24 protein-coding genes are annotated in these 22922 nt (G+C 65.8%); 9 read left to right on the top strand and 15 right to left on the bottom strand.

Annotation, left to right across the window (positions count from 1 at the left end; translation table 11 throughout):
• The 5 genes from ACREE8_RS19485 to ACREE8_RS19465 form a co-directional block, all read right to left on the bottom strand.
• A partial coding sequence (locus tag ACREE8_RS19485) for an acyltransferase family protein (RefSeq protein WP_431574672.1) occupies positions 1–1149 on the bottom strand: 1149 nt, incomplete at its 3' end.
• Positions 1146–2774, bottom strand: coding sequence for a hypothetical protein (locus ACREE8_RS19480; protein ID WP_431574671.1), 1629 nt, complete (start codon positions 2772–2774; stop codon positions 1146–1148). The genes ACREE8_RS19485 and ACREE8_RS19480, both read right to left, overlap by 4 nt.
• 31 nt (positions 2775–2805) lie before the next feature.
• Positions 2806–3624: an ABC transporter permease gene (locus ACREE8_RS19475; RefSeq protein ID WP_431574670.1), complete on the bottom strand. Its 819-nt coding sequence runs from the start codon at positions 3622–3624 to the stop codon at positions 2806–2808.
• A gap of 13 nt (positions 3625–3637) precedes the next feature.
• The gene (locus tag ACREE8_RS19470) at positions 3638–4525 is read right to left on the bottom strand and encodes an ABC transporter permease (protein WP_431574669.1); all 888 of its coding nucleotides are present in this window, start codon (positions 4523–4525) and stop codon (positions 3638–3640) included.
• 43 nt (positions 4526–4568) lie between these two features.
• Positions 4569–5684, bottom strand: coding sequence for an ABC transporter substrate-binding protein (locus ACREE8_RS19465; protein WP_431574668.1), 1116 nt, complete (start codon positions 5682–5684; stop codon positions 4569–4571).
• Positions 5685–5839: 155 nt separating this feature from the next.
• On the opposite strand from ACREE8_RS19465, the gene ACREE8_RS19460 reads away from it, so the two are divergent.
• Positions 5840–7072, top strand: coding sequence for a RidA family protein (locus ACREE8_RS19460; protein WP_431574667.1), 1233 nt, complete (start codon positions 5840–5842; stop codon positions 7070–7072).
• A 41-nt stretch (positions 7073–7113) separates the two neighbouring features.
• Here the strand turns inward: ACREE8_RS19460 and ACREE8_RS19455 are convergent, their stop codons facing one another.
• Both ACREE8_RS19455 and ACREE8_RS19450 read right to left on the bottom strand, forming a co-directional pair.
• Positions 7114–8241, bottom strand: a complete 1128-nt coding sequence (locus tag ACREE8_RS19455) for an ABC transporter ATP-binding protein (RefSeq protein ID WP_431574666.1) — start codon at positions 8239–8241, stop codon at positions 7114–7116.
• Positions 8242–8335: 94 nt separating this feature from the next.
• Positions 8336–9217, bottom strand: a complete 882-nt coding sequence (locus tag ACREE8_RS19450; protein ID WP_431574665.1) for a dimethylarginine dimethylaminohydrolase family protein — start codon at positions 9215–9217, stop codon at positions 8336–8338.
• 116 nt (positions 9218–9333) lie between these two features.
• On the opposite strand from ACREE8_RS19450, the gene gcvA reads away from it, so the two are divergent.
• A complete protein-coding gene (gene gcvA, locus ACREE8_RS19445; RefSeq protein ID WP_431574664.1) occupies positions 9334–10236 on the top strand; it encodes a transcriptional regulator GcvA in 903 nt (300 codons plus the stop codon).
• Positions 10237–10243: 7 nt separating this feature from the next.
• Here gcvA and ACREE8_RS19440 read toward each other — a convergent pair whose 3' ends face one another.
• The gene (locus tag ACREE8_RS19440; RefSeq protein ID WP_431574663.1) at positions 10244–11182 is read right to left on the bottom strand and encodes a DMT family transporter; all 939 of its coding nucleotides are present in this window, start codon (positions 11180–11182) and stop codon (positions 10244–10246) included.
• Between the two features lie 223 nt (positions 11183–11405).
• Here ACREE8_RS19440 and ACREE8_RS19435 point away from each other — a divergent pair, with 223 nt between their 5' ends.
• The 5 genes from ACREE8_RS19435 (at position 11406) to ACREE8_RS19415 (ending at position 13890) form a co-directional block, all read left to right on the top strand.
• Positions 11406–11756, top strand: coding sequence for an NADH:ubiquinone oxidoreductase subunit NDUFA12 (locus ACREE8_RS19435; protein WP_431574662.1), 351 nt, complete (start codon positions 11406–11408; stop codon positions 11754–11756).
• Between the two features lie 73 nt (positions 11757–11829).
• Positions 11830–12318, top strand: coding sequence for an outer membrane lipid asymmetry maintenance protein MlaD (gene mlaD, locus ACREE8_RS19430; protein WP_431574661.1), 489 nt, complete (start codon positions 11830–11832; stop codon positions 12316–12318).
• Positions 12319–12329: 11 nt separating this feature from the next.
• Positions 12330–13106 (top strand): class I SAM-dependent methyltransferase, encoded by a 777-nt coding sequence (locus ACREE8_RS19425; protein WP_431574660.1) that lies wholly within the window; start codon positions 12330–12332, stop codon positions 13104–13106.
• A 98-nt stretch (positions 13107–13204) separates the two neighbouring features.
• The gene (locus tag ACREE8_RS19420; RefSeq protein WP_431574659.1) at positions 13205–13450 is read left to right on the top strand and encodes a hypothetical protein; all 246 of its coding nucleotides are present in this window, start codon (positions 13205–13207) and stop codon (positions 13448–13450) included.
• A 53-nt stretch (positions 13451–13503) separates the two neighbouring features.
• Complete coding sequence (locus tag ACREE8_RS19415) at positions 13504–13890, top strand: DUF2155 domain-containing protein (RefSeq protein ID WP_431574658.1); 387 nt, start codon at positions 13504–13506, stop codon at positions 13888–13890.
• Here ACREE8_RS19415 and aat read toward each other — a convergent pair.
• The 7 genes from aat to ACREE8_RS19380 form a co-directional block, all read right to left on the bottom strand.
• Complete coding sequence (gene aat, locus ACREE8_RS19410) at positions 13827–14456, bottom strand: leucyl/phenylalanyl-tRNA--protein transferase (RefSeq protein WP_431574673.1); 630 nt, start codon at positions 14454–14456, stop codon at positions 13827–13829. The genes ACREE8_RS19415 and aat overlap by 64 nt on opposite strands.
• A gap of 77 nt (positions 14457–14533) precedes the next feature.
• The gene (gene accC / locus ACREE8_RS19405; RefSeq protein ID WP_431574657.1) at positions 14534–15877 is read right to left on the bottom strand and encodes an acetyl-CoA carboxylase biotin carboxylase subunit; all 1344 of its coding nucleotides are present in this window, start codon (positions 15875–15877) and stop codon (positions 14534–14536) included.
• A gap of 37 nt (positions 15878–15914) precedes the next feature.
• Positions 15915–16358 carry an acetyl-CoA carboxylase biotin carboxyl carrier protein gene (gene accB, locus ACREE8_RS19400; RefSeq protein ID WP_431574656.1) on the bottom strand — a complete coding sequence of 148 codons (444 nt, stop codon included), beginning with the start codon at positions 16356–16358 and terminating at the stop codon, positions 15915–15917.
• Entirely contained in the window at positions 16358–16816 is a 459-nt protein-coding gene (gene aroQ, locus ACREE8_RS19395) for a type II 3-dehydroquinate dehydratase (RefSeq protein ID WP_431574655.1), read from the bottom strand. Before aroQ ends, accB begins: the two co-directional genes overlap by 1 nt.
• 182 nt (positions 16817–16998) lie before the next feature.
• A complete protein-coding gene (locus ACREE8_RS19390) occupies positions 16999–17760 on the bottom strand; it encodes a 3-oxoacyl-ACP reductase family protein (RefSeq protein ID WP_431574654.1) in 762 nt (253 codons plus the stop codon).
• Between the two features lie 103 nt (positions 17761–17863).
• Positions 17864–18616, bottom strand: coding sequence for a DsbA family protein (locus tag ACREE8_RS19385; RefSeq protein ID WP_431574653.1), 753 nt, complete (start codon positions 18614–18616; stop codon positions 17864–17866).
• Positions 18617–18731: 115 nt separating this feature from the next.
• The gene (locus ACREE8_RS19380; RefSeq protein WP_431574652.1) at positions 18732–20087 is read right to left on the bottom strand and encodes a M48 family metalloprotease; all 1356 of its coding nucleotides are present in this window, start codon (positions 20085–20087) and stop codon (positions 18732–18734) included.
• 40 nt (positions 20088–20127) lie between these two features.
• Between ACREE8_RS19380 and ACREE8_RS19375 the strand changes: the two genes are divergently transcribed.
• Both ACREE8_RS19375 and ACREE8_RS19370 read left to right on the top strand, forming a co-directional pair.
• On the top strand, positions 20128–21729 hold the full coding sequence (locus ACREE8_RS19375; RefSeq protein WP_431574651.1) for a gamma-glutamyltransferase: 1602 nt from the start codon (positions 20128–20130) through the stop codon (positions 21727–21729).
• Between the two features lie 8 nt (positions 21730–21737).
• Positions 21738–22886, top strand: coding sequence for a pyridoxal phosphate-dependent aminotransferase (locus ACREE8_RS19370; RefSeq protein WP_431574650.1), 1149 nt, complete (start codon positions 21738–21740; stop codon positions 22884–22886).
• Positions 22887–22922: the final 36 nt, after the last annotated feature.

Here is a 22922-nt window from a genome sequence, read left to right as displayed (position 1 = left end):
CCATTTCACGAAGCCGGGCAGATCGAGCCCGCGCAGCCCGTATTGCAGCGCGACCAGGATCGGCAGATGCAGCAGATAGACGCCGTAATTGTTGGCGATGAGGCACTCACGCCCGCGTGGGGGGCGGGGCCGTCGTCGATCGCGCAGCGTGACGATCAGTCCCAAGGCCAGCAGCCCCAGAATAAACGTTTCGCCGATGGAGTACAGCCAGGCATGGAGTGTGGCGCCGCCGGCGATGAAGATCGGGACGCCGGCAAGCTCGGCAACGACAACGGCGAGGAAAGCGGCGATGCCGGCCGCGAGAACAGGTTTTCCGAGGCTCGGGGGCAGGGCTTCTGCCCAACCGCGGCGGGCCGCCATGGCGCCGACGAGAAAACAGAGCGCCTCGCGCGGCATGTCGGCCAGATGCACCTGCCAGATGCCGAAGATTGCCCGCCAGTAATAGAGGGGGTAATGCATGCGCATCAGGAAATCGAGATGGCCGATGCCGACCACGACGATCGCGACATTGAGCAGATCGGGCAGCGGCCGCGCGCCTGATGCCGTGGGAGATGCCATCGTCCCCTTGCGTCGCTTCCGACGCCGCCACCAAGCGTCTCCCGCGACATAGACGGCGCTGTAGATCAGGAGAGATTCCAGGAACCAGAGATGGCCCAACTGGTAATCCGGCCAACTCGGCCCCGTCCAGCCCGCGGGGTGATGGCCACCGATGCCGAAATAGATGCGCCAGAGATAGCTGCCGACATCGATCGGGCCGAGCCCGCGGAAATTGACGTAGTAGGCATACATTAAGATCGGGAAGACCAGCAGCAGCCCGATCGGCAACGGGATGCCCAGGCGGATCAACCGTTGTTTGAGATATTCACGCGGGCCATGACGCTCGAGGGCGCGTGGCAACAGATAGCCCGCCACCAGGAAGAACAGCCCCAGCGCCAGCGGACGCAGCAGCGAGAAGAAAGGCTGCAGCCATTCGGCGCGGCTGGCGTCGCTGACATACCACCAATTGCCGCCGCTATAGGCGAGGCTGGCATGGAAGAAGACGATCAGCAGCCCCGCCAGCAGGCGGACATCGTCGAGCCAGCCGAGCCGGCCGCTGCCGACCACGGCCGGTGCTGACGATTGTGGCATGTCCGAGGAGACTGGCTTCAAGCGCCCTGCGGAATCCACCATTCCTCGCCGCGTGGCGTCGACACATATTCCGGCCAGCGATAATGGATCGGCGCCGGGAAGTTGCGCGGCAGGAGAGGCGGTACCCATTGCGTGCCGCCGACCCCGCCGCCGGTGCGCTCGCGGAACTCGGCCTGGGCCGCGGCCACGGTCTGCGGTTCGGTCAACAGATCCACCATGATGCCGCAGATCGCGCGCGCCGCGCTGAAGATCGTCGGATCGATCATGGCCGGATAGCCGCCCATCGCGTTCCAGGCCCAGTTCGGATATTGGAAGCCCGGCTTCGGCGAGGCCAGCATCGGCCGCCCGCAATAGAGCTTCCCGGTCGGGCAATGCCATGTGTATTCGGTGTAGTCGTCCGAGGTGTAGCTCTTCTGCCAGGGCGGCAGGATCGCGCGCGTCCGCGCTTCATCCTCTTCGGGATTGACCAGCTCCGACATGGCCGGGTGCATCGGCTCCGTCATCGGCGTCAGCCCCAGGTTGCGCTGGATCTCGCGGCCGAACTTCTTCGCGTCCTCGCTCCATTGCGGCGCGCCCGCCAGCATCAGATTGGCATAGGTGAGCGTGGCCATGGCGTGGTTCGGCAATCCGGGCCGGGTCTTGGTCACCCATTCCTTGCGCACCGTGCAATGAGTGATCTGCGCCACATGGTCGGCGTTGTTGTCGAGGATGGCAAAGATCCGTTCCTGCATCGCGAGCGTCGGGGAACGGCTGGAATATTGGATCTGGCTGAAATTGGGCGCGAGATTGTCGGCCGTCGCCTGGCCCGCGGCGAGGATTGCCTCGTTGATGGTCCAGGTGCCGGTATGCGGCAGCATCGCCTCCTTGGTCATCTTGCTCGTCATATACATCAGGCAGACGGCATCGATGGCCCCGGGAGCCCGCGCCGAGGTATGGGCGGAAGCCCCGTCGCCCACGCCCATGCCGTTCCAGGTTTCAGGGTGCGGGCATTCGAAGCTGTACATCCGGCTCCAATAGGCACCGCAATGGGTATCCCAGATGGCGGTGTTGGTATGAGAGGGGGTGAAGGCCGGGTGGAAGCTCACCGCCGCATCGAGATGGTCGTAATAGCCATGGGCGGCATGGACCGGCTTCGAGCCGCAGACTTTCTCCGCCGGCTCGCCGAAGATCACGAGGGTGCCCGGAAGCCCGTGCTTCTGCATGGCGGCTTTGGCGGCCAGAATTCCGCCCAGCGCGCCGATGCCGAGCGCCGAATGCGGATCGGTATGGCCGGCGGCATAGCGATGGACGCCGTCGCGCGGCTTTTCGTAAGGCACCGGATCCTGGCTGTTGGCCGGGACCGCGTCATATTCGGCAAAGGTGGCGATCACCGGCTTGCCCTTGCCGAAGGTGGCGCGGAACGCCGTCGGCATGGTGGCGGTGCCTTCCTCGACGTCGAAGCCCTGCTCGCGCAGCAGCTTCACATACCAGGCAGCCGACCTGTATTCGCGCCAGGCGGTCTCGTGGAAGTTCCAGACCTCGGTGTGGCGCTTCGAGAGCCAGCCTTCATGCGCCTTGACCCAGTCGAACGCGGTCTGCTTGGCCATGGTCATGGCCGCTGGGGTCCAGGACCGCGCCGCGGTCTGGCTCGGACGATCGTCGTGCATTGTCGGTCTCCTCAGGGTCTCCCGGTCGGGTTCAGGCCGCGCCTTCGGCCTGGGATTGCGCCCGAAGGCGCCGGGCCCGCAGCCACATCTGCGAGCCGATCACCACTATGGTGAGAAAGATAAGGGTCGTCGCGCAAGCAGCGATGGTCGGATCGGCCTGGTCGCGGATGCCGCTCCACATGCGCCGCGGCAAGGTGAAGATGTTGAGCTTGGAAATGAAGAGTGTCACCACGATCTCGTCCCAGGACGAAATGAAGGCGAAGACGGCGCCGGCCAGCACGCCGGGCGCGATGCAAGGGAGGATCACCATCCGTAATGTTTGTCTCATATCGGCACCCAGATTGCGCGCGGCCTGCTCGAGCCGGAGATCGAAATTGGCGAGCGAGGTCGAGACGGTGATCACGACATAGGGCACCGCCAGCACCGCATGGGCCATGATCACGCCCGGATAGCTGTCGAGCAGTCCGAGATCGACGAAGATGCGATAGAAGGCGAGAGCCGACACGATCGAGGGGATGATGATCGGCAGCAGCACGAACCCCCGCACCAGCTCCGACCAGCGGCTGGCGATGCGCCAGAGCCCGATCGCGCAGAGCGTGCCCAGGCTGGTGGCGATCACGGTCGAGATGACCGCGATGACGAGACTCTGCCAGATGCTCGAGGTCCAATCCGGGTTCGTGAACAGGTTCTCGTAATTGCGCAAGCTGACGCCGTCTTTCGGCAATGTCAGGAATCGGTCGGGCGTCAGCGAGATCGGCGCCGAAACGAAGATCGGCACCAGCAGGAACAGCAGCACGATCCAGGCGCTCGCCAGCACGATCCTGAAGCGCCAGCCATAGCCCTCGCTCATCGCCTGGCCCTCATCACTTGGCCCCGAACATGGTGCGCAGATCGACGACGCGCGACATCACGGCGAAAACCAGGAACACCAGCACCAGCAGCACCATGGCCAACATGGAGCCGACGCCCCAGCGCACGGTCTGCAGAATCTGGACACTGACATATTCGGCGATCATCAGCGTCTTGCCGCCGCCGAGGATCGAGGGCGTGACGAAGAAACCCAGCGTCAGGATGAAGACCAGCAGGCCGGCGCCGGCAATGCCGGGCAGGCTCAACGGCAAATAGACGCGCCAGAAGGATTCGAACGGGCCGGCCCCCAGCCCGCGCGCGGCGCTCACCAGTTTCGGATCGATGCCGCGCAGGTTCGCGTAGAGCGGCAGGACCGCATAGGGAATCATGTAGTGAACCATGCCGATCAGCACGCCCAGCTCGTTGCGCACCAGATGGATCGGCTCGGAGATGACGCCCCAGTCCAGCAGCGCGCGGTTGATGATGCCATTGTCATGCAGCAGCACGACCCAGGAGAAGGCGCGCGCCAGCACCGATACCCAGAAGGGCACCAGCACGAACATCAGGATCCAGATCCGGTGCCGGTCCGTCACATGCGCCATGGCATAGGCGATGAGATAACCCAGCACCAGGCTGATGCCGGTGGTGATGAAGCAGATGCGGAAGGTGTTGCCGAGCATCTTGAGGATGCCGCGGTTGGTGACGAGCCGCTCATAGTTCTGCAGCCCGACCTCGGGATCGGAGAAGCTGATCCAGAGCACCTGGCCGATCGGATAGAGATAGAGAACGAGCAGGAACAGCACGAGCGGCAGGACCAGCACCCAATAGGGATTGATCCGCGAGGGTTGTTTCCCTCGCGGATCCAGTCCTTCCAGGGCGATCGTCCCTGTGCTCGAGCTCATGCTTCCTTCGTGGCCGCCGAAGCGGCCCCCGAAGATCCGGCGATCAGGCCGAGATCATGTCGAGGAAGGCGTTGAGCACGTCGTCGTAATGCTTGGCGAAATATTCGGAATCGAGCGGGACCTGCTTCTTCAGATTCTCCGCCGTACCGGGCGTGATCGCCTTTTCGTCAGCCGACATGAGGTCATAGGTCGCCGGGTTGGCCGGGCCCTGGCCGTAACAACGCATGACTTCGAGCTGCAGCTCCGGGGTCTGGAGATTGGCGAGCCAGCGGTTGGCCCATTCGCGCCCCGCCGGATTGCCTTTCGGAATGACCCAGGCGGCCGGGCAGGCATTGCCCTGGTCGAAGGTCCAGTCGACGCGGCCCTTGCTGTCCTGCTTGATCAGCTGGCTGCGGGTCTGCCAGAGGCTGCCCATGACGACTTCGCCGTCGAGGAACATCTGCTGGCTGGAGGCGCCCGAATCCCAGAACACGATATGGTCCTTGATCTTCTCGATCTTGGCCAGGCCGCGATCGATATCGAGCGGATAGAGCTTGTCGGGTGCCACGCCGTCGGCGAGGAGTGCCGCCTCGATCGCGCCGTTCATGTATTTGTACAGAGTGCGCTTGCCGGGATACTTCTCGACGTCGAAGAAATCGGCCCAGGTCGGCGCCGTCTTGCCGAGCTTCTCGGTGTCCCAGGTCATGACGTAGCTGTACCAGTAGCCCAGCACGCCATAATCATGGGTGTAGGGTTTGATGTAGCCGGCGCGGTCGACGATCGAGTAGTCGATGGCTTCGAGCTCGGCGACGCGGCCCATCCGCAAGACAGAGAAGAAGTCGGCGTCGCAGCAATCCCAGGTGACATTCTTGGCTTCGACCATCGCCTTGATGCTGCCTTCGAGCGGCCCGGAGCCGTCCACCACGACCGGAACGCCGGTCTTCGCGGTGAAGGCCTTGCCGTAGATGTCGCCGGTGCAACGGACGGCATCGCCGCCCCAGTTGGCATGGACGATCTGCTTGGGCTTGCCGGCGGCGAGCAGGTCGCCGGACGACAAGGCAACGGCGCCGGCGCCCGCAAGCGCGCTGGCGGCGAGGAAGGAGCGGCGGCTGATCCGGCCGGCCTTCAGGTTGGCGAGCGCCACCTCGACGGAATCCTGGAGAAAACGTTGTGCAGTCATGAGACCTCCCTAAGCATGTCGGATTATGTTTCTATGCCTCACTGGATGAGGAATGCCGCCCGACTGCGGACTGGCTCGAATCCTATCACTCGTGAGCTTGGAACGCCAAGGGCAGCGGTCCGTTTGGCCGCTCTCGACGAAAGGTAAACCGGATCATGGCGCTGTCCCGCACGCATTGCTGGCCCGAGGGTCATTGGGATTGGCCGATCCATGTCTCGCACAAGCACGGCATCCGCTGCGGCGAGATGATCTTCGTGGGCGGGCAGGTCGATCTCGACAGCGGCGGCAAGGTCCAGCATGCGGGCGATCTCGCCACCCAGACCGTCACCGTCATGGCCAGCCTCGACAAGGTCCTGCGCGGGCTGGGGGTCGATCTGGGCGATCTGGTCAAGTTGATCGCGTTCTACCAGAACGACGGCAGTCGGGACGAGCAGCGGTTCCTGGCGGATGTCGCACGACAATTGCCGGCCGGCGGGCCGGGCCCCGTCATCACGGCGGTGCCGCTGCCGGCCCTGGCCTATCCGGGGATGCTGGTCGAGATCGAGGCCGTGGCGATGCGGGGCGCCGATGGGCGCCGGCTGGAGCGCCAGGGCATCGCGCTGCGCGGCACGGCCCCCTTGCCGGCGCCGCTCTCCCACGGCCTGCGTTGCGGCGAAATGATCTTCGTCGGCGGTCTCAGCGCCGTCGACGAGAACGGAGCCGTGATCGCCAAGGGCGACATCGTCCGCCAGAGCCAGATCGTGATGGACCGCATCGGCGAGGTGCTGCACGGCTTCGGCGCCGCGCATGACGATGCCGTCAAGATCAACACCTACTATGCCGGCGGCGGTCAGTTCGCCGATTGGGAAGGCGCCGCGCGCGTCCGGGCGCGCTATTTCAACGAGCCGGGCCCCGCTGCGACCGGCATGCCGCTGCCGCGCCACGCTCTGTCCGGCGTCATGACGCGCAGCGAGATCACCGCGATGCTCGGCAAGGATGGCCGCCATCTGCCGCGCAGCCATGTCTGGCCCGAAGGTCATTGGGACTGGCCGATCCATCTTCCCTACAAGCACGGCATCCGCTGCGGGCCGATGATCTATCTGGGCGGTCAGGTGGCGCTCACGCCCCAGGGCCAGGTGATCGAGCCCGGCGAGCTGGTGGCGCAGACCAAGATCGCAATGGAGAATATCGGGCGCGTGCTCGCGGGCTTCGGCGCCGGGTTCGACGATGTCGTCAAGGTCACGGCCTTCTATGAAGGTGGTGCCTCGGCCGACCAGCTGCACAAGAATCTGAGCGTGCGGTCGGCCTGCTTCACCGAGCCCGGTCCCGCCACGACCGGGATCCCGCTGCCCTTCCTCGCCTATGAGACGATGGTGATCGAAATCGAGATCGTGGCCATGCTCGGCTAGGCCGGGCATCGCGCGCGATCCGGCCGCGGCCTTAGATCCGTTCAATCGTCCGTCACCACGACGGCAGCATCGGCATCCCAGCCGAGCCAGACCTGCATCTCGTTCTTCGGCTCGAGCTTCATGCGCCAGGCGGGGCAGCGCACGGCCAACTGCCCCAGGCTCGCGGTCGCCACCGTGAAATGGAAATCGCTGCCGAAATAGTTCCAGCTCGTGACCCGGCCCTGGGCCCGGTTGGTCGCGGCCGATGAGGCATCGCTCGCGATCGCGATCTTTTCCGGCCGCATCGCCAGCAGGACCTCGCCGCCGGCAGCCGGTATCGATGTCGCCTTCTGCCGGAAGGTCTCACCGCCCACGGCATAGGTGAAGCCGCCTTCGGCAGCACCGCTGACCCGGCCCTTGATGAAATTGCTTTCACCCAGGAATCCGGCGACGAAGCGCGTCGCCGGGCGCTCATAGAGATCGGCCGGGCGGCCGGTCTGCACGAAGCGGCCGTCGCGCACGATGGCGATGCGGTCCGACATGGACAGCGCCTCTTCCTGGTCGTGCGTCACATAGACGAAGGTGGTGCGGATGCGTTCATGGAGCTGCTTGAGCTCGATCTGGACCTCGGTCCGGAGCTTGCGGTCGAGCGCTCCCAGCGGCTCGTCGAGCAGCAGCACGTCCGGCGTGAAGACCAGCGAGCGCGCCAGCGCCACGCGCTGTTGCTGGCCGCCGGAAAGCTGGCGCGGCATCCGATCGGCGAGGGACGTGAGCTGCACCAGCTCCAGCACGCGGCCGACCTCGCGCTTGATGTCCTCCGCCGGCCGGCGGCGCACCTTGAGCGGGAAGGCGACATTGTCGAACACCGACAGATGCGGAAACAGGGCATAACCCTGGAACACCATGCCGAAATTTCGCTTCTCGGGCGGCAGATGGGTGATCGCCTTGCCGTCGAGCAGGATCTCGCCGGCCGAGGGCGTGGTGAAGCCCGCGATCATCATCAGCATCGTGGTCTTGCCCGAGCCCGAGGGGCCCAGCAGCGTCAGGAATTCGCCGCGCGCGACCTCGAGGTCGACATTGTCGACGGCGCGCACGATCCCGTAATGCTTGGACACCCCGCGAAAAGCGAGCCCGCGCGCGGCCGCCTGTGGAATCGACGTCGGATTGGTCGCAGTCGCTGTCCCCTGCACCGGCGCAGCCTTCTCCCTTGCTATCGATCTGCCACGGCCGGGCCTCTAACGGGCCTGTTCCCCGGCAAACCTTTCGTCCTCGGCCGGCAGGGCCTTAGACCGGATCGCGGCGCAGCGCTTGTGCCATGCAATGCACGCCGCCGCCGCCCATGGTGAACATGGTCATGTCCGGATCATAAACCGTAAATCCGGCGGCGCGCAGCGTCTTGTTCAGGTCTTTCGACTGTGCGGTCGAGATGATCTTGTTGTCGCCCAGCGACATCACATTGCAGCCGAGGCCCATGGTGTCGCGGTAGTTCACCGGGATCATCTCGATCTTCTTGGATTTGAGCCAATCGAGGACCCAGTCCTCGGTGGTGTCGGGGCAGACCGCCGCCAGTTTCGGCGCCAGCATGCAGACCATCAGATCGATATGGACGTAATGCTCGGCGATGGGGGCGAGCTTGACCTCCCAGCCCTTCTCTTCCATCCAGCCCTTCACCTGCAGCGCCGCCGGTTCCTGGGTGCGCTCGCCGCAGAAGCCGATCAAGACGGTGTTGGGCTCGATCACGTCGAAATCGCCGCCCTCGAAGGCCGAGGCCGTGATCATCTTGAAGATCGGGATGTTCTTCGACTGGTAGAAGTTGATCACCGGGGCATATTCGCCGCGCCGCCACCATTGATGCATCTGGGTGACGACCGCGCCGTAAGGCGTCATGAAGCTCGAATCGCGCGCATAGACTTGGTAGGGCAGCGCCTCGTCGGGCTCGAGGAAATGCACCTTGCTGCCGCCTTCCTCATAGGCCTGGACCATTTCGCGATGCTGGCGCATGGCGAGCTGCCGGTCGAACTTGGCGCCGGAGCGCAAGGTGGCCTTCGAGATCGAGCTGGTCGGCAGCCATTTGAAATTCACCGGCTCGCAGAGCAGCACGTCATGCAGCCGGCCATATTCAGAATTCACGCCCCAGGCCTTGCCGCCGCCATTTGCCGTTGTCATGGCCGTTCTCCCGCTGAGTGGTCTCGTTATCTGCGATCCTATGGCTTGAAAAACTCTCTCGCAATGGACAAAGATTGGCGTGTCTTTGTGAGAAAATATAACCGAGGCCAAACTCCATGCCGCGCCGCCTGCCGCCGCTGAACCCCTTGCGCGCCTTCGAGGCCGCGGCTCGCCATGGCGGGATGACCAAGGCCGCGAGCGAGCTCAACGTCACCCATGGCGCCATCAGCCATCAGGTCCGGGCGCTGGAGGAGGCGCTCAGCGTCGAGCTGTTCGAGCGCCGCGGCCGGCATCTGGCGCTGACGCTCGCGGGCCAGCAGCTGCTGCCCTCGGTGCAGCAGGCGCTCGATCTCATCGCCGACGCGTCGGCGCGCCTGTCGCGGCCCGATCTCGACGGCCGCCTCACCATCAAGCTGCCGATCGCCTTCGCCTCGAAATGGCTGCTGCCGCGGCTGGCGCGGTTTCGCGACGCCTATCCGCAGATCGAGCTGTCGCTGCTGCCCTTCCGGCCCGGTGCCCGCGACCGCACGGAGGAAGCCGATCTCACGATCGATTACGGCCGCGGGCCCTGGAAGCGGAAATGGACCCGGCTCATCGCCAGCATCGATCTCTTCCCGATCTGCAGCCCGCGGCTGATCAATGCCGCGGCGCCCTTGCGCGAGCCGGCCGACCTCGCCCAGCACACGCTGATCCATGACGATGACGGCACCGCCTGGGCCAACTGGCTCCTCGTCGGTGGCGTCGAGGGCGTCGATGCCAATTCCGGAATCCGCATGGGCACGGCGCTCCTGAGTATCGACGCGGCGGTGCAGGGGCTGGGCGTGGCGCTGGGCGACAAGGCGATCGCGACCGAGGAGCTGGCGACGGGGCTCTTGGTGCGGCCCTTCGGCCTCGGTGTGCCCGCCACCTCCTATTATTACCTGGTCTGCGATCCCGACGAGCTGCAGGTGCCGCGCGTGCGCGCCTTCATCGACTGGCTGCTCGACGAGGCGGGCCAGAGCTTCGCGCGGCCGAGCTGACGCCGGTTCAGGCCGTGCGCCGTCGCCGGCTGCCCAGCGTGAAGGCCATGAGGGCGAGAATGGTCAGCACCCCGCCGCCATATTGGATCAGCGAGAGATGCTCGCCCAGCACCAGCACCGCGAAGGCGATCGTTACCACCGGCTCGATGTTCATCATCATCGCGACCTGCATGCCGGTGATGCGCTGCAGCGCCAGGAACCAGAGCATATAGCCGGCGATGTAGCAGGAGACGGCGCCCGCGGCCGCGAGGCCGCCGACGGCACTGCCGGGAAGGCCCCAGCTTCCGGTGAAGGGCCCAAGCAGCAGCACCAGCGGCAGGAGCCAGAGATTGGTGAAGAAATTCATGGTGAGCGGTGGATCCTGCGCGATCGCCCGGCCGCCGAAGACGCTGGTCGAGGCCACCGAGAAGGCGGCCGCCAGCGCCCAAGCGATCCCACGCCAATCCAGCGCGGCGAACGTCGGTCCCATCGCCACCGCCAGGCCGATGAAGGCAAGCACGATGGCGGCGCTCTTGCCGAGCGTCAGCCGCTCGCGACCGGTGATGGCGCTCATCAAGCCTGCGAGAAGCGGGCTGGTATAGAGGATCAGCACCGCGAGCGAGACGGGGATGAAGGCGACCGAGCTCAGATAACCGACCGACATGCCGTAGGCCGTGAGCGACAGCCAAAGGCTGTTGATCAGCCCGTGACGCGACAGCCGCAGCTTCTGGCGTCGGGCGAGCAGCAGTGCGAGCGCGACCAGCGCAAAAGCAGCCGTGCGCAGCGTGACGATCATCAGCGGCGTCGAGCCGCTGTCATAGGAGATGCGCGAGAAGGGCGTGATGAAGGCGAAGGCGGTGGCGCAGCCGATGATGAAGGCGAAGCCCACGCTCTCGTGCCGGTGCAGATCATGCGCGGCCTGGGCGGCCAGGCCGGCGGATTCGGACGAAGAGGCGGGGGCGGTCATCGAGGTTCCCGAGCGCAACCGCCGGAAGTCCGGGCGACTCCGGCAAGCTATTGATCTATCGGGCCAGATTGACGCTGTCCAGGGCTCCGACCGGCTGGACGGGCCGCCGGTCGGATGCCATAGTGGCCCCCCAAAAAGAGGGGCGCCCCACCAGGGCAGCCCCTGTTTTGATGAATGAGACCGACAGCCTTTCTTCCGCGCTTAAGGAGCGCCTGATTGAGCGATGAGCCTGGGTACGCGTCTTTACACTCTGCTCTGGGGCGTGCCGGTCGGCACCGACCGCTATGGCAATCGCTATTTCCGCGGCAAGCGGCTCCTGCACAACCGCGAACGGCGCTGGGTGCTCTATAACGGCGCGCCCGAGGCCTCCAAGGTTCCGCCCGAATGGCATGGCTGGCTGCATGGCAGCCCGGTTCCGCCGCCGACGGGCAACGAGCCGCATCGTCCCTGGCAGAAAGAGCATGAGCCCAACCTGACCGGCACGTCGCTCGCCTACCGTCCGCCGGGCCATGTGCTCGAAGGCGGCCAGCGCGCGAAGGCCAGCGGCGATTACGAACCGTGGGTCCCCAACTGACATCGCTCTTGCGGAACGGAACATCGATCTCGGCGGGTGCGATGCCCGTTCGGACGCCGCGAAGGGGCGTGGCATGAAGCGCAATGCAATCGAAACGATGATGGGTGCGGTGGTGCTGCTGGTGGCGGCGACCTTCCTCGCCTTCGCCTATAGCAGCAGCAATGTGAGCCGCGTCGAAGGCTATGAGCTGCTCGCGCGCTTCAATCGCGTCGACGGCATCGCGCCGGGCAGCGAAGTGCGCTTGAGCGGCATCAAGGTCGGCTCGGTGCTCTCCACCCATCTGGATCCGTCGACCTATCTCGCCGAGGTGCGGATGAGCATCCTCAACGACGTCAAGCTGCCGACCGACAGCTCGGCCCGCATCCTCTCCGACGGACTGCTGGGCAGCCCTTACATGGCGCTCGAGCCGGGGGCCGACGAGGCCATGATTCCGCCGGGCGGCGAGATCAAGAAGACCCAGGATCCGCTCAACCTGGTCGATCTGATCGGGCGCTTCATCTTCAGCTCGACCAATTCGAGCTCGTCGGGCTCCTCCACGCCGCCGAGCTCGAACCAGCAATAGGCGCTGGTTTCATGCCGGCCGACCAGGATCCCAAACCGACCCCCTCCCAGCATTGGGATCCCGCGCGCTATCAGCGCAATGCCGGCTTTGTGCCGGTGCTGGGCGCGCCCGTCCTCGAGCTTCTGGCGCCGCAACCGGGCGAACGCATCCTCGATCTGGGCTGCGGCGACGGCGTGCTGACGGAGAAGCTGGTCGCGGCCGGGGCCAGGGTCGTCGGCGTCGATGCGAGTGCCGAACAGATCGCCGCCGCCCGCGCCCGTGGGCTCGATGCGCGCGTCATGAGCGGCGAGGCCCTGACCTTCACCGGCGGGTTCGAGGCGGTGTTCTCGAACGCGGCGCTCCATTGGATGAAGCAGGCCGATGCCGTCATCGACGGTGTCTGGCGGGCGCTCGAGCCGGGCGGGCGCTTCGTCGCCGAGATGGGCGGCGGCGCCAATGTCGCGGCGATCATGGCGGCGCTGGTGGCGGCGCTCGACCGGCGCGGGCTCGACGGGCTCGCGGCCGTGCCGTGGTTCTTCCCGAGCATCGAGGATTACGGGGCGAGGCTCGAGCGGCGCGGTTTCAAGGTACGGACCATCGGGCTCATCGAGCGGCCGACACCGCTGCCGGGCGCCATGGCGGGATGGCTCGAGACCTTTGCCGAGAGCTTCATCCGCCGCCTGCCGGAGCCCGATCGCGCCGCCTATGTCGCCGAGGTCGAAGCCGCCCTGGCATCGAAACTCCGCAATGCCGAGGGCCAATGGCATGCCGACTATGTACGGCTCCGGTTCGCTGCCGAAAAGCCTTGATTGATCAATGATTAACGCCAGCAGGCGGCCCTTCTCCGGAGGGGCCGGGCTTGCTATGGTGACGCCAGACGCCCATCTAGAGTTCGGGCAAGGCATCGATGAACCAACCGATCAAGCGCAACCTGCAGGGACCGGCATTTCCCACCTGGCGTCAGCCGGACGGGAAGGTGGTTTCCTGCACGGAAAAGATCAAAGTGCTGAACGAGAATCTGTCCGAGATCCGCCAGCTCGCCCAGGACGCGCTCGAAGACGCGATCCTGATGGGTTGCGACGAGGAACAGGTGCGCAAGGTGCTGAACGATCTCGTCGTCTCGCTCGAAAACCCCTATCGCAAGCGCAAGTGAAGCCCGGCCCCCATCCTGACGCCAGCGCCGCTCCCGGCCGCGCTCTTCTCCTCTTGTCGTTCCTCGCCTTGACGGTGCCGATGGGTCTCGGCATCGCGAAGGCGATGGCCGATCCGATGCCGATTGCCGTGCTGCGCACGCTCGACAAGGTGACGGCGCGCGTCAACACGATCCAAGTGCCGGTCGGCAGCTCGACCGAGTTGGGGGCGCTGCAAGTGACGGTCCGGGCCTGCGACAAGCGCCCGCCCGAAGAGACGCCGGAAAGCGCCGCCTTCCTGGAGATCCAGGAGACCAAGGAAGGCGAGCCGTCGAAGACGGTGTTCTCGGGCTGGATGTTCGCCTCGAGCCCCTCGCTCTCGGCGCTCGAGCATCCGATCTACGATATCTGGGTCGTGGATTGCGTGAAATCCGACACCAGCGAGTCCGGCACCACGCCGTAGAAACGGGTCGGCGCCGGAATGGCGGCGGCGAGCTGGCGCTGATATTCCGCCCGGCTGATCTCGATGGCGCCGAACTGCTTCAGATGCTCGGTGACGAACTGCGTGTCGAGCAGGCGGTAGCCGCCGACGCGCAGCCGCAGCACCAGATGGACCAGTGCCACCTTGCTGGCGTCGCGCGCCCGGCTGAACATGCTTTCGCCGAAGAAGGCGCCGCCCAGCGAGACGCCATAGAGCCCGCCGACCATCTTGCCGTCATCCCAGGTTTCCACGCTATGCGCATAGCCCAGCTCGAAGAGCTGGCGCATCAGCCGGAGGATATCCTGGTTGATCCAGGTCTCGTTGCGCCCGGGCGTGGCCTCGGCGCAGGCCATCACCGTCTCGGTGAAGGCGCTGTCGCAGCGCACCTCATAGCGGTTGGAGCGGACGGTGCGGGCCAGGCGGTGGGGCAGGTGGAAGCGATCGAGCGGCAGCACGCCGCGGCGCTTCGGGTCGATCCAATGCAGCTCGGGATCTTCGCGGCCCTCCGCCATCGGGAAGACCCCGCAGGCATAGGCGCGCAGGAGCATGTCGGCGGTGATGCGTTCCCGGCCGCTCACTCAGGGCCTCGCGCCTTGCTGTCGTTCAGACAAATCCGTCCCAGGCCTCAATCCTTCGGTGCGACGAACTTCTCGAGCCAGCGGATGTCATAGTCGCCATTGATGAAGTCGGTTGCGCCCACCAGCTTGCGGTGGAGGGGAATGCTGGTATCGATGCCGCCGATCACGAACTCCTCGAGCGCGCGGCGCAGCCGCATCAGGCATTCGTTGCGGCTGGTCCCATGGACGATCAGCTTGGCGATCAGGCTGTCGTAATATTGCGGCACGCGGTAGCCGCTATAAAGCGCGGAATCGACCCGCACGCCCAATCCGCCCGGCGCATGATAGTCGGTGACGCGGCCCGGCGAGGGCGCGAAGGTGTCGGGATTTTCGGCGTTGATACGGCATTCGATCGCGTGTCCGGTGAAAGTGATGTCTTCCTGCTGGAAGCTCAGTGGCGCGCCGGTCGCGACCCGGATCTGCTCGCGCACCAGATCGATGCCGGTGATCATCTCGGTGACCGGATGCTCGACCTGGAGGCGGGTGTTCATCTCGATGAAATAGAACTCGCCATCCTGGAACAGGAACTCGATCGTGCCGGCGCTGCGATAGCCCAGGCGGCGCATGGCCGAAGTGGCGATCTCGCCGACCTTCTGGCGCTGCGCGGCATTGAGTGCCGGCGAGGGCGCCTCCTCGAGCACCTTCTGATGGCGGCGCTGCAGCGAGCAGTCGCGCTCGCCCAGATGCACCACATTGCCATGGGCGTCGGCCAGGATCTGGATCTCGATATGGCGCGGGTGGGAGAGATATTTCTCCATATAGACCGCGTCATTGCCGAAATTGGCCTTGGCCTCGGAGCGCGCGAGGCTCAGCGCCTCGCTCATCTCGGCGCGCGAATTGGCGACCTTCATGCCCTTGCCGCCGCCGCCCGCCGCGGCCTTGACCAGGATCGGATAGCCGATGCGTTCGCCCAGCTCCATGGCCTCGGCATCGTTGGTGACGGCGCCGTCGGAGCCCGGCACGACCGGGATGTTGAGCGAGCGCGCCGCGTCCTTCGCGGCCACCTTGTCGCCCATCAGCCGGATATGCTCGGGCGCCGGGCCGATGAAGGTGAAGCCATGCTCCTCCACCATGCCGGCGAACTGCGCATTCTCCGACAGGAAGCCGATGCCGGGATGGATGGCGTCGGCGCCGGTGATGGTCGCGGCCGAGAGGATCGCCGGGATGTTGAGATAACTCAGGCGCGAGGGCGGCGGGCCGATGCAGACCGTCTCGTCGGCCAGGCGCACATGCATTGCGTCGGAATCGGCGGTCGAATGGACCGCGACGGTGCGGATGCCCATCTCGCGGCAGGCGCGATGGATGCGGAGCGCGATCTCGCCGCGATTGGCGATCAGGACCTTCTCGAACATGCCCGTTCCAAAACCGGTTGGCCTGCCGTCCTGCCGCTCAATCGATCACCATCAGCACTTCGCCATATTCGACCGGGCGCCCGTCCGCGACCATGATCTCGCGAACAGTACCGCCAACGTCGGCGGGAATCGGGTTCATCACCTTCATCGCCTCGATGATGAGCAGGGTCTGTCCCTTGGCCACGCGGTCGCCGACCTTGACGTAGGCGCTGGCGCCCGGCTCGGCCGAGAGATAGACGGTCCCGACCATGGGCGAGGTGACGGCGCCGGCCGGTGGGCCGTCGGCGGCTGTCTTCACCGCCGCCGCAGCAGCCGGTGCTGCCGCTGCCGGGGCGGGCGCCGCGGCCGCTGCCGCCAGCATCTGCTTGTTCACGCGGATGCGCTGGGGCCCGTTCTCATACTCGATCTCGGTGAGGCCCGTCTGCTCCAGCAACTCGGCCAGCTTGCGGATCAGCGCCTCGTCGACGTCGAATTTCGCCATTACGTCTCTTCCTGGGTCTTGAGCGTTGTCGCCATCCCGTCGAGCGCCAGCAGATAGCCTTGCGCGCCCAAGCCGCAGATGACGCCGGTCGCGGCGAGGCTCACATAGGAATGATGCCGGAATCGCTCGCGACGATGGATGTTGGAGAGATGGACCTCGATGATCGGGAGGTCCGTCGCCGTCAGGGCGTCGAGCAGCGCCACCGAGGTGTGGGTGTAGGCGGCCGGGTTGATGATGATCGCGGCATGGCTGTGCCGTGCCGCCTGAATCCAATCGACCAGCTCGCCCTCGTGGTTGGACTGGCGGAAATCGACCGCCAGGCCCAGCTCCTTCGCCCGCTTCTTGCAGCTCTTCTCGATGTCCGCGAGTTTGGTCCGGCCATAGATCGTGGGCTCACGCTCGCCAAGGAGGTTGAGGTTGGGCCCGTTCAGGATCAGGACGGTCGGGGTTTTGGCCAAGGGGCTGGATTTCCGCAAATCTAACGGCTGAATGAGCCCTTATAGCATGGGACCGGAATGGCGCAACTTCGCGCCGGAAGCCGCGTTAACCCACAGCCTTCGCTGGAAAATCGGGCTTTTTCGGGGCCGGGTGGATGGGGAAGCCGGCGAGACCGCGACCGCCATCCCGCCCCCGAGTCCCCTCAGCCGCCCATCGACATGCCGCCATTCACCCGGATCACCTGGCCGGTGATGTAGGCGGCATCGTCGGAGGCGAGGAACGACATGGCGGCGGCGATCTCCTCCGGCTTGCCGTAGCGGCGCATCGGCACCAGCGTCAGCGCGGCCTCGAGCCCGGCGGCATCGATCTCGCCCAGCATCTCGGTGGCGATATAGCCGGGTGAGACCGCATTGACCGTGACGCCATGACGCGCAACCTCGGCCGCGATCGGCCGCATCATCGCGGTGATGCCGCCCTTGGATGCGGTGCAGACCGAATATTTGTTGCCGCCGAAATCGGCGATTTCGGTGATGCAGGAGCCGGTCGCGATCAGCCTTCCATGCTTGCGGTCGATCATGTGCGGCAGCACCGCGCGCGAGACATTGAAGAAACCATGGAGGTTGCTCTCGATGGCGCGGCTCCAGTCCTCGTCCGTGCTCTCCACGAAGGACCGGTCGATCACGATGCCGGCGTTGGAAACCAGGATGTCGACCTTGCCGAACGCCTTGGCGGTCTCGGCGACGAGCTTCTCGGCCTCGGCACGCTTCGACACGTCCGCTGGCACCACGATCGCTTCGCCACCCGCCTGCCGGATCTCGGCCGCCACCGCCTCGGCCTTGTCCACCGTCGAGACGCAGTTGATGCAGACCTTGGCCCCGTCCGCCGCGAAACGCAGCGCGATGGCCTTGCCGATCCCGCGCGAGCTGCCGGTAACGATGGCCGAACGGCCCTCGAGCTTTCTCATGAGAATCCTCCCTGGCGTCATGCCGGATCGTTCCTGCCGGCTTCGCCCACGCAGGCTAGGAGGATGACCGGGATCGCGCAACCAGAGGACCGTCCAGCCCGCCTCAGCTCGGCTGGCGGGCCTGCTGGATCAACTGCTTCATCTGGTCGATCGAGATCGCGCCGCCGACGAAATGGGCGCCGAAGAAGAAGGCCGGCGTCCCGTCGATATTGAGCGCCTGCGCCAGCTCATGGACCTGCTTCAGCTGATCCATGATGGCGGGATCCTCCATGTCGGCCTTGAGCCGCACGACGTCGAGCCCGGCGCCTTGCGCCAGCGACAGGATCTCGTCGTCGGTGAGCTCGCCTTTCTGGGCGATCAGCGCCTCATGCATCTCGCGATATTTGCCCTGCTTCTGGGCCGCGAGCGCCGCCTTGGAGGCGACCAGCGATTCCGGCCCGAGGATCGGGAATTCCTTATAGACGATGCGCAGATCCGAATCGCTCGCCAGCAGGCTGGCGATGTCCGGCGCTACGCGCTTGCAATAGGGGCAGCGATAATCGAAGAACTCGACGATCGTCACGCTGGCATTGGCCGGTCCGATGCTGGGGCTGTTCGGGTCGGCATAGATCGCGTCCTTGTTGGCCGCGACCGCCGCCATGCGGGCGCTGTCGCTGGCGTTCTCGCGCTGCTTGTCGAGGGCCTGCAGCGCGCCCACGACCAGTTGGGGTTCGTTCGTCAGGGTGTCGCGCACGACCTGGCGGAGCGCCGCGTCGTCGGTCTTCATCATGCCCATATGGCTCAGCCCCATGACGACGGCGAGCGCCGCAGCGGCGCCGATCAGGGCGGAGAAGACGGCCAATCCAATCAGACGCATCGGAGACGGACTCCCAATCGGGCATGGAGGGCGGAAGGCGGCGGATTATCGGCGGCGGGCCCCGGTCAAGGCAACCCCGAAGCGCCGCTCCAGGATCACGGTCGAGAGAGCCTCCTCAGTCCTGATCCTGGCTCAGCTGGAACAGGATGTCCTCGGCGCGAAGCGCGCCCGGCGAGCCCGGTGTCAGCCCGTCCTGGGCCCGGCGCGCATATTCCTTCGCCTTCTTGTCATTGCCCTGGAGCATGGCGATCTCGGCCTGCGCCAGGGCCACCATCGGCAGCTGGCTGTTGCGCCCATAGGCGACCGTGAGGAGCCGCCAGCCCTGGATATTGGCGGTTTCGAGACCGGTGGCGACTTCGAGATGCTGGATCGCCTCGCCATTGGCGGTCGGGTCGTTGGTCTCGATCAGGCTCTCGGCCAGGCCGATGCGCAGCAGCGGCGAATCCGGCGCCAGCTTGACCGCCTGTCGATAGGCCTCGACGGACTCCGCCGTGTGGCCGTTCTCGAACAGCATCTGGCCCTTCAGCTCTTTCAGATAGGGATTGTCCGGCTCTTCTTCGATCAGCATATCCACGGCGGGCGTGGCTTTGGCGAGGTCGGCCGCCCGATACCAGGCGATGGCGCGCGCATACCGCGCGGCGAAGCTGGTGTCGTTTTCGGGGTAGGCCTTCATGATGTCATCGAGCGGCTCCATGAAAGCCACGATCTTGGCGCGGATGCGACGCTGATCCTCTTCGAACTGGGGGTTCAGGGGCGCGTTGGTGAAGGGCGATGTCGCCATGTATTGCTGAATGTGATCCATCCGCTGCTGCGTCATCGGATGGGTCTGCAGGAATGGATTCTCGCTCGCAAATCCCGTCAGCACCGCGTCCTTCTGCAGGATGTCGAACATCTCATACATGCCGCGCGCCGATTGGCCGGTCGCGTCGAGAAAGCCGAGCCCGGCGGAATCCGCCGACGCCTCTTGCGTCCGGGTGTATTTGAGCAATTGCGTCGTGGCGACACCAGGTCCCACCAGCACGCCCGCGCCGGCAGCACCCGGCTGGCCGGAAGCGATGCCGGCGCCGATGCCGAGCACCATGGCAATGATGGATTCGATGGTGGCGGCGCGCTGGACGTCCTTCGAGCGGACCAGATGGCCGCCCGCGATGTGGCCGGTCTCGTGCGCGATGACGCCGATCACCTGGTTGGCGGTCTGCGCGCGCACCAGCAGGCCGGTATGGAGGAAGAGATTCATCCCGCCGGCGACGAACGCGTTGATGCGCGGGTCGTTCACGATATAGATATGGATCGAGGCGGGGTCCAGCCCGGCCGCCACAAAGATTGGCGTGGTGTAATCGCGCAGGTAAGCTTCGATCTCGGCGTCGCGGATCAGGCTCGGGCCGCCCGCGGCGACGGCCATTGACGGCGCGAACGCATACCAGGCTGCGACCAACGTCACCAAGTATTTCAGGAACCGCATGATGCGCATGACCTTATCCGACGCACTGACAAATGGGAACCGCCGGGGCGTGCGGCAACGGGTCCTGATTCGCGCGGGAAGCGCGCTCATCGGCGTCACAACCCTGCTGTTGCTGGCATCCTGCGAGCCGCCCAAGCCGCCGGGAATGATCGGCAGCGTCAGCGGTTTCGCCGGTGCGGCCGTGGCTGACGAGCCGCGCGCGGCGGTGGTGGCCCGGGACGTGCTTTCCGCCGGCGGCAGCGCCGCCGATGCCGCCGTCGCCCTCTATTTTGCACTGGCCGTGACCATGCCTTCGACCGCCGCGCTGGGCGGGGGCGGGGTCTGCATTGTTCATGACGCCGACAAGAAGACCACCGAGGTTCTCGACTTCCTGCCGCGGGCGGCACCTGACGGTCGCATCGCAGTGCCGCTTTCCGTGCGCGGCATGGCGGCCTTGCAGGCGCGTTATGGCAAACTCCGCTGGGAGCAGCTCCTGGGGCCGGCCGAACAGATGGCGCGCCTCGGCACGCCGACCAGCCGCGCGCTGGCGCGGGAGCTGGTCAGCGCGGGGGCAAGATTGGCCCAGGATGACGAGATGGCGCGGATCTTCCTGCATCCCGACGGAACGCCGCTGCAGGAAGGCGAGCCCTTGCGGCAGGAATTGCTGGGCGGTGTCTTGACCCAGCTGCGCATCAAGGGTGCGGGCGAGTTCTATTCCGGCACGCTGGCTCATACCATCGCCGATGCCGCGCAGAGGCTGGGCGCGCCCTTGACCGTCGAGGCGTTGCGCAATGCCAAGCCGGAATTCAAGCCTGCCCTCGAAGTGCCATTCGGTGATCACACGATCTATCTGTCGCAGCCTCCGGCTGCCGGCGGTGTTGTCTTCGGACAAATGGTCGAAATGATGATCGACGTTCAAAACTTTGCCGACACGCCCGATGGCGAGCGGCCGCATCTCGTGGCCGAGGCGGCGGAACGGGCCTTTGTCGACCGGTCGGGCTGGATGCTGCCGGACGGCAGCAGCAAGGTGGATCCGGCGACCCTCATCACCGAGGATTATGTCAACACATTGATGAAGGGATATGACAAGGCGCGCGCGGCGCCGGCCAACCCGTTCGTCACGGTCCCGGAGAATCCCTGGGCCAGCGGGTTCGTCACCGCCGACGCCGATGGCAATGCGGTCGCCTGCAACGTGACGATGAACAATCTGTTCGGCGCGGGTCGGATGGCGCCCGGCACCGGCATTCTGCTGGCGCCGGCACCCAACGACCGCGGCGCCGGCTATCGCGCCTTGGGGCCGGTTCTGATGGCCAACAAGGCGACCGGCGAGTTCTTCTTCGCGGGGGCTGCCTCGGGCGGCGAGACCGCCGCCAGCTCCTTGGCGCAGGTGTTCGTGCGGGTGGCCGACGCCAAGCAGTCGCTCGCGGACGCGGAGGCCGCGCCGCGCTTCCATCACAACGGCTCGCCGGACATTGTCTATACCGAGAGTCTCGACCGGTCGCAGAGCGACAACTCGCTGACGCAGCGAGGCCACCAGATTCAGGAGATCGATTCCATCGGACGGGTCAATGCGATCTGGTGCCCGAAGTCGCTGCAACGCGATTCGTCGTCCTGCAGTGCCGACGCCGATCCGCGCGCGTTCGGGCTGGCCGTGGTCCAGACCGGCAAGTAGCGGCCGCGATGGCGCTCAAGGTCGCCCAGCGCGGGAAGGTGCCGGCCTTCATTGCGATGGAGGTGTTGCGCCATGCCAATGAGCGCGCCGCCGAAGGGCATGACGTCCTGCATCTCGAAGTCGGGCAGCCCGGGACCGGCGCGCCGCAGGCGGTGATCGAAGCCGCGCATCGGGCGCTCGACCGGGAGGCACTGGGCTATACCGAAGCCCTCGGCCTGCCGGCGCTGCGCCAGCGCATCGCGCGCCACTATGCCGAAACCTACAAGGCCGATCTCGACTGGCGGCGCGTCGTCATCACCACCGGCTCATCGGGCGGCATCCTGCTGGCTTTCCTCGCGGCTTTCGATGCCGGCGACCGCATCGCGCTGGCGAGCCCCGGCTATCCCGCTTATCGCAACATCCTGACGGCGCTGGGGATCGAGCCGGTCGAGCTCGAGGTCGGGTCGGAACATCGCTTTCAGCCGACGCCGGACCTGCTGTCGCGGCTGGAACGGCAGCCCGACGGGTTGATCATTGCCAGCCCGTCCAATCCCTGCGGCACCATGCTCGACCGCAATCACTTCGAGGCCCTGCTGAGCTATTGCCGGGAGCGCGGCATCCGCGTGGTGTCGGACGAGATCTATCACGGCATCACCTATGGCATGGCGGCGACCTCGGCGACCGAGCTCGATTCCGAGGCCATCGTCATCAACAGCTTCTCGAAATATTACGCCATGACCGGATGGCGGCTGGGCTGGATGGTGGTGCCGGAGTCGCTGCTGCGTTCGGTGGAGAGCCTGGCGCAGAACCTGTTCGTGTCGCCGCAAGCGCTGCCGCAACATGCAGCGCGCGTCGCGTTCGACGCCAAGGCCGAGCTCGACGGCAAGGTCGCGCATTATGCGGAGAACCGGGCGCTGCTGCTGCGCGAGCTGCCCAAGGCCGGTTTCGATCGGCTGGCCCCTGCCGACGGTGCGTTCTACATGTTTGCCGATGTCGGCGCGCTCACCAACGACAGCGCGGCATTTTGCCAGCAGATGCTGGAAGAAACCGGCGTCGCCGCCACGCCCGGCGTCGATTTCGACCCGGCGCGCGGCCATCGCTTCCTGCGCTTCTCCTTCGCCGGCAGCACCACCGATATCGCCGAGGCCGCGCGCCGGCTCGTCGCCTGGCGGCGATAGCATCGCGGGGCGGCGGGCAGATGCACATCCTTGTCG

Origin of the sequence: Hypericibacter sp. (genome assembly GCF_050729195.1) — a bacterium.
GTDB lineage: Bacteria > Pseudomonadota > Alphaproteobacteria > Dongiales > Dongiaceae > Hypericibacter.
Note: the sequence above shows the minus strand (reverse complement) of the source record. Positions and strands in the feature narration are given on the sequence as shown.

Coding starts and splice junctions, on each gene's coding strand:
- ACREE8_RS19480 (WP_431574671.1), bottom strand. CDS start 2,774: ATGCACGACGATCGTCCGAGCCAGACCGCGGCGCGGTCCTGGACCCCA.
- ACREE8_RS19475 (WP_431574670.1), bottom strand. CDS start 3,624: ATGAGCGAGGGCTATGGCTGGCGCTTCAGGATCGTGCTGGCGAGCGCC.
- ACREE8_RS19470 (WP_431574669.1), bottom strand. CDS start 4,525: ATGAGCTCGAGCACAGGGACGATCGCCCTGGAAGGACTGGATCCGCGA.
- ACREE8_RS19465 (WP_431574668.1), bottom strand. CDS start 5,684: ATGACTGCACAACGTTTTCTCCAGGATTCCGTCGAGGTGGCGCTCGCC.
- ACREE8_RS19460 (WP_431574667.1), top strand. CDS start 5,840: ATGGCGCTGTCCCGCACGCATTGCTGGCCCGAGGGTCATTGGGATTGG.
- ACREE8_RS19450 (WP_431574665.1), bottom strand. CDS start 9,217: ATGACAACGGCAAATGGCGGCGGCAAGGCCTGGGGCGTGAATTCTGAA.
- gcvA (WP_431574664.1), top strand. CDS start 9,334: ATGCCGCGCCGCCTGCCGCCGCTGAACCCCTTGCGCGCCTTCGAGGCC.
- ACREE8_RS19440 (WP_431574663.1), bottom strand. CDS start 11,182: ATGACCGCCCCCGCCTCTTCGTCCGAATCCGCCGGCCTGGCCGCCCAG.
- ACREE8_RS19435 (WP_431574662.1), top strand. CDS start 11,406: ATGAGCCTGGGTACGCGTCTTTACACTCTGCTCTGGGGCGTGCCGGTC.
- mlaD (WP_431574661.1), top strand. CDS start 11,830: ATGAAGCGCAATGCAATCGAAACGATGATGGGTGCGGTGGTGCTGCTG.
- ACREE8_RS19425 (WP_431574660.1), top strand. CDS start 12,330: ATGCCGGCCGACCAGGATCCCAAACCGACCCCCTCCCAGCATTGGGAT.
- ACREE8_RS19420 (WP_431574659.1), top strand. CDS start 13,205: ATGAACCAACCGATCAAGCGCAACCTGCAGGGACCGGCATTTCCCACC.
- aat (WP_431574673.1), bottom strand. CDS start 14,456: ATGCTCCTGCGCGCCTATGCCTGCGGGGTCTTCCCGATGGCGGAGGGC.
- accC (WP_431574657.1), bottom strand. CDS start 15,877: ATGTTCGAGAAGGTCCTGATCGCCAATCGCGGCGAGATCGCGCTCCGC.
- accB (WP_431574656.1), bottom strand. CDS start 16,358: ATGGCGAAATTCGACGTCGACGAGGCGCTGATCCGCAAGCTGGCCGAG.
- ACREE8_RS19390 (WP_431574654.1), bottom strand. CDS start 17,760: ATGAGAAAGCTCGAGGGCCGTTCGGCCATCGTTACCGGCAGCTCGCGC.
- ACREE8_RS19385 (WP_431574653.1), bottom strand. CDS start 18,616: ATGCGTCTGATTGGATTGGCCGTCTTCTCCGCCCTGATCGGCGCCGCT.
- ACREE8_RS19380 (WP_431574652.1), bottom strand. CDS start 20,087: ATGCGCATCATGCGGTTCCTGAAATACTTGGTGACGTTGGTCGCAGCC.
- ACREE8_RS19370 (WP_431574650.1), top strand. CDS start 21,738: ATGGCGCTCAAGGTCGCCCAGCGCGGGAAGGTGCCGGCCTTCATTGCG.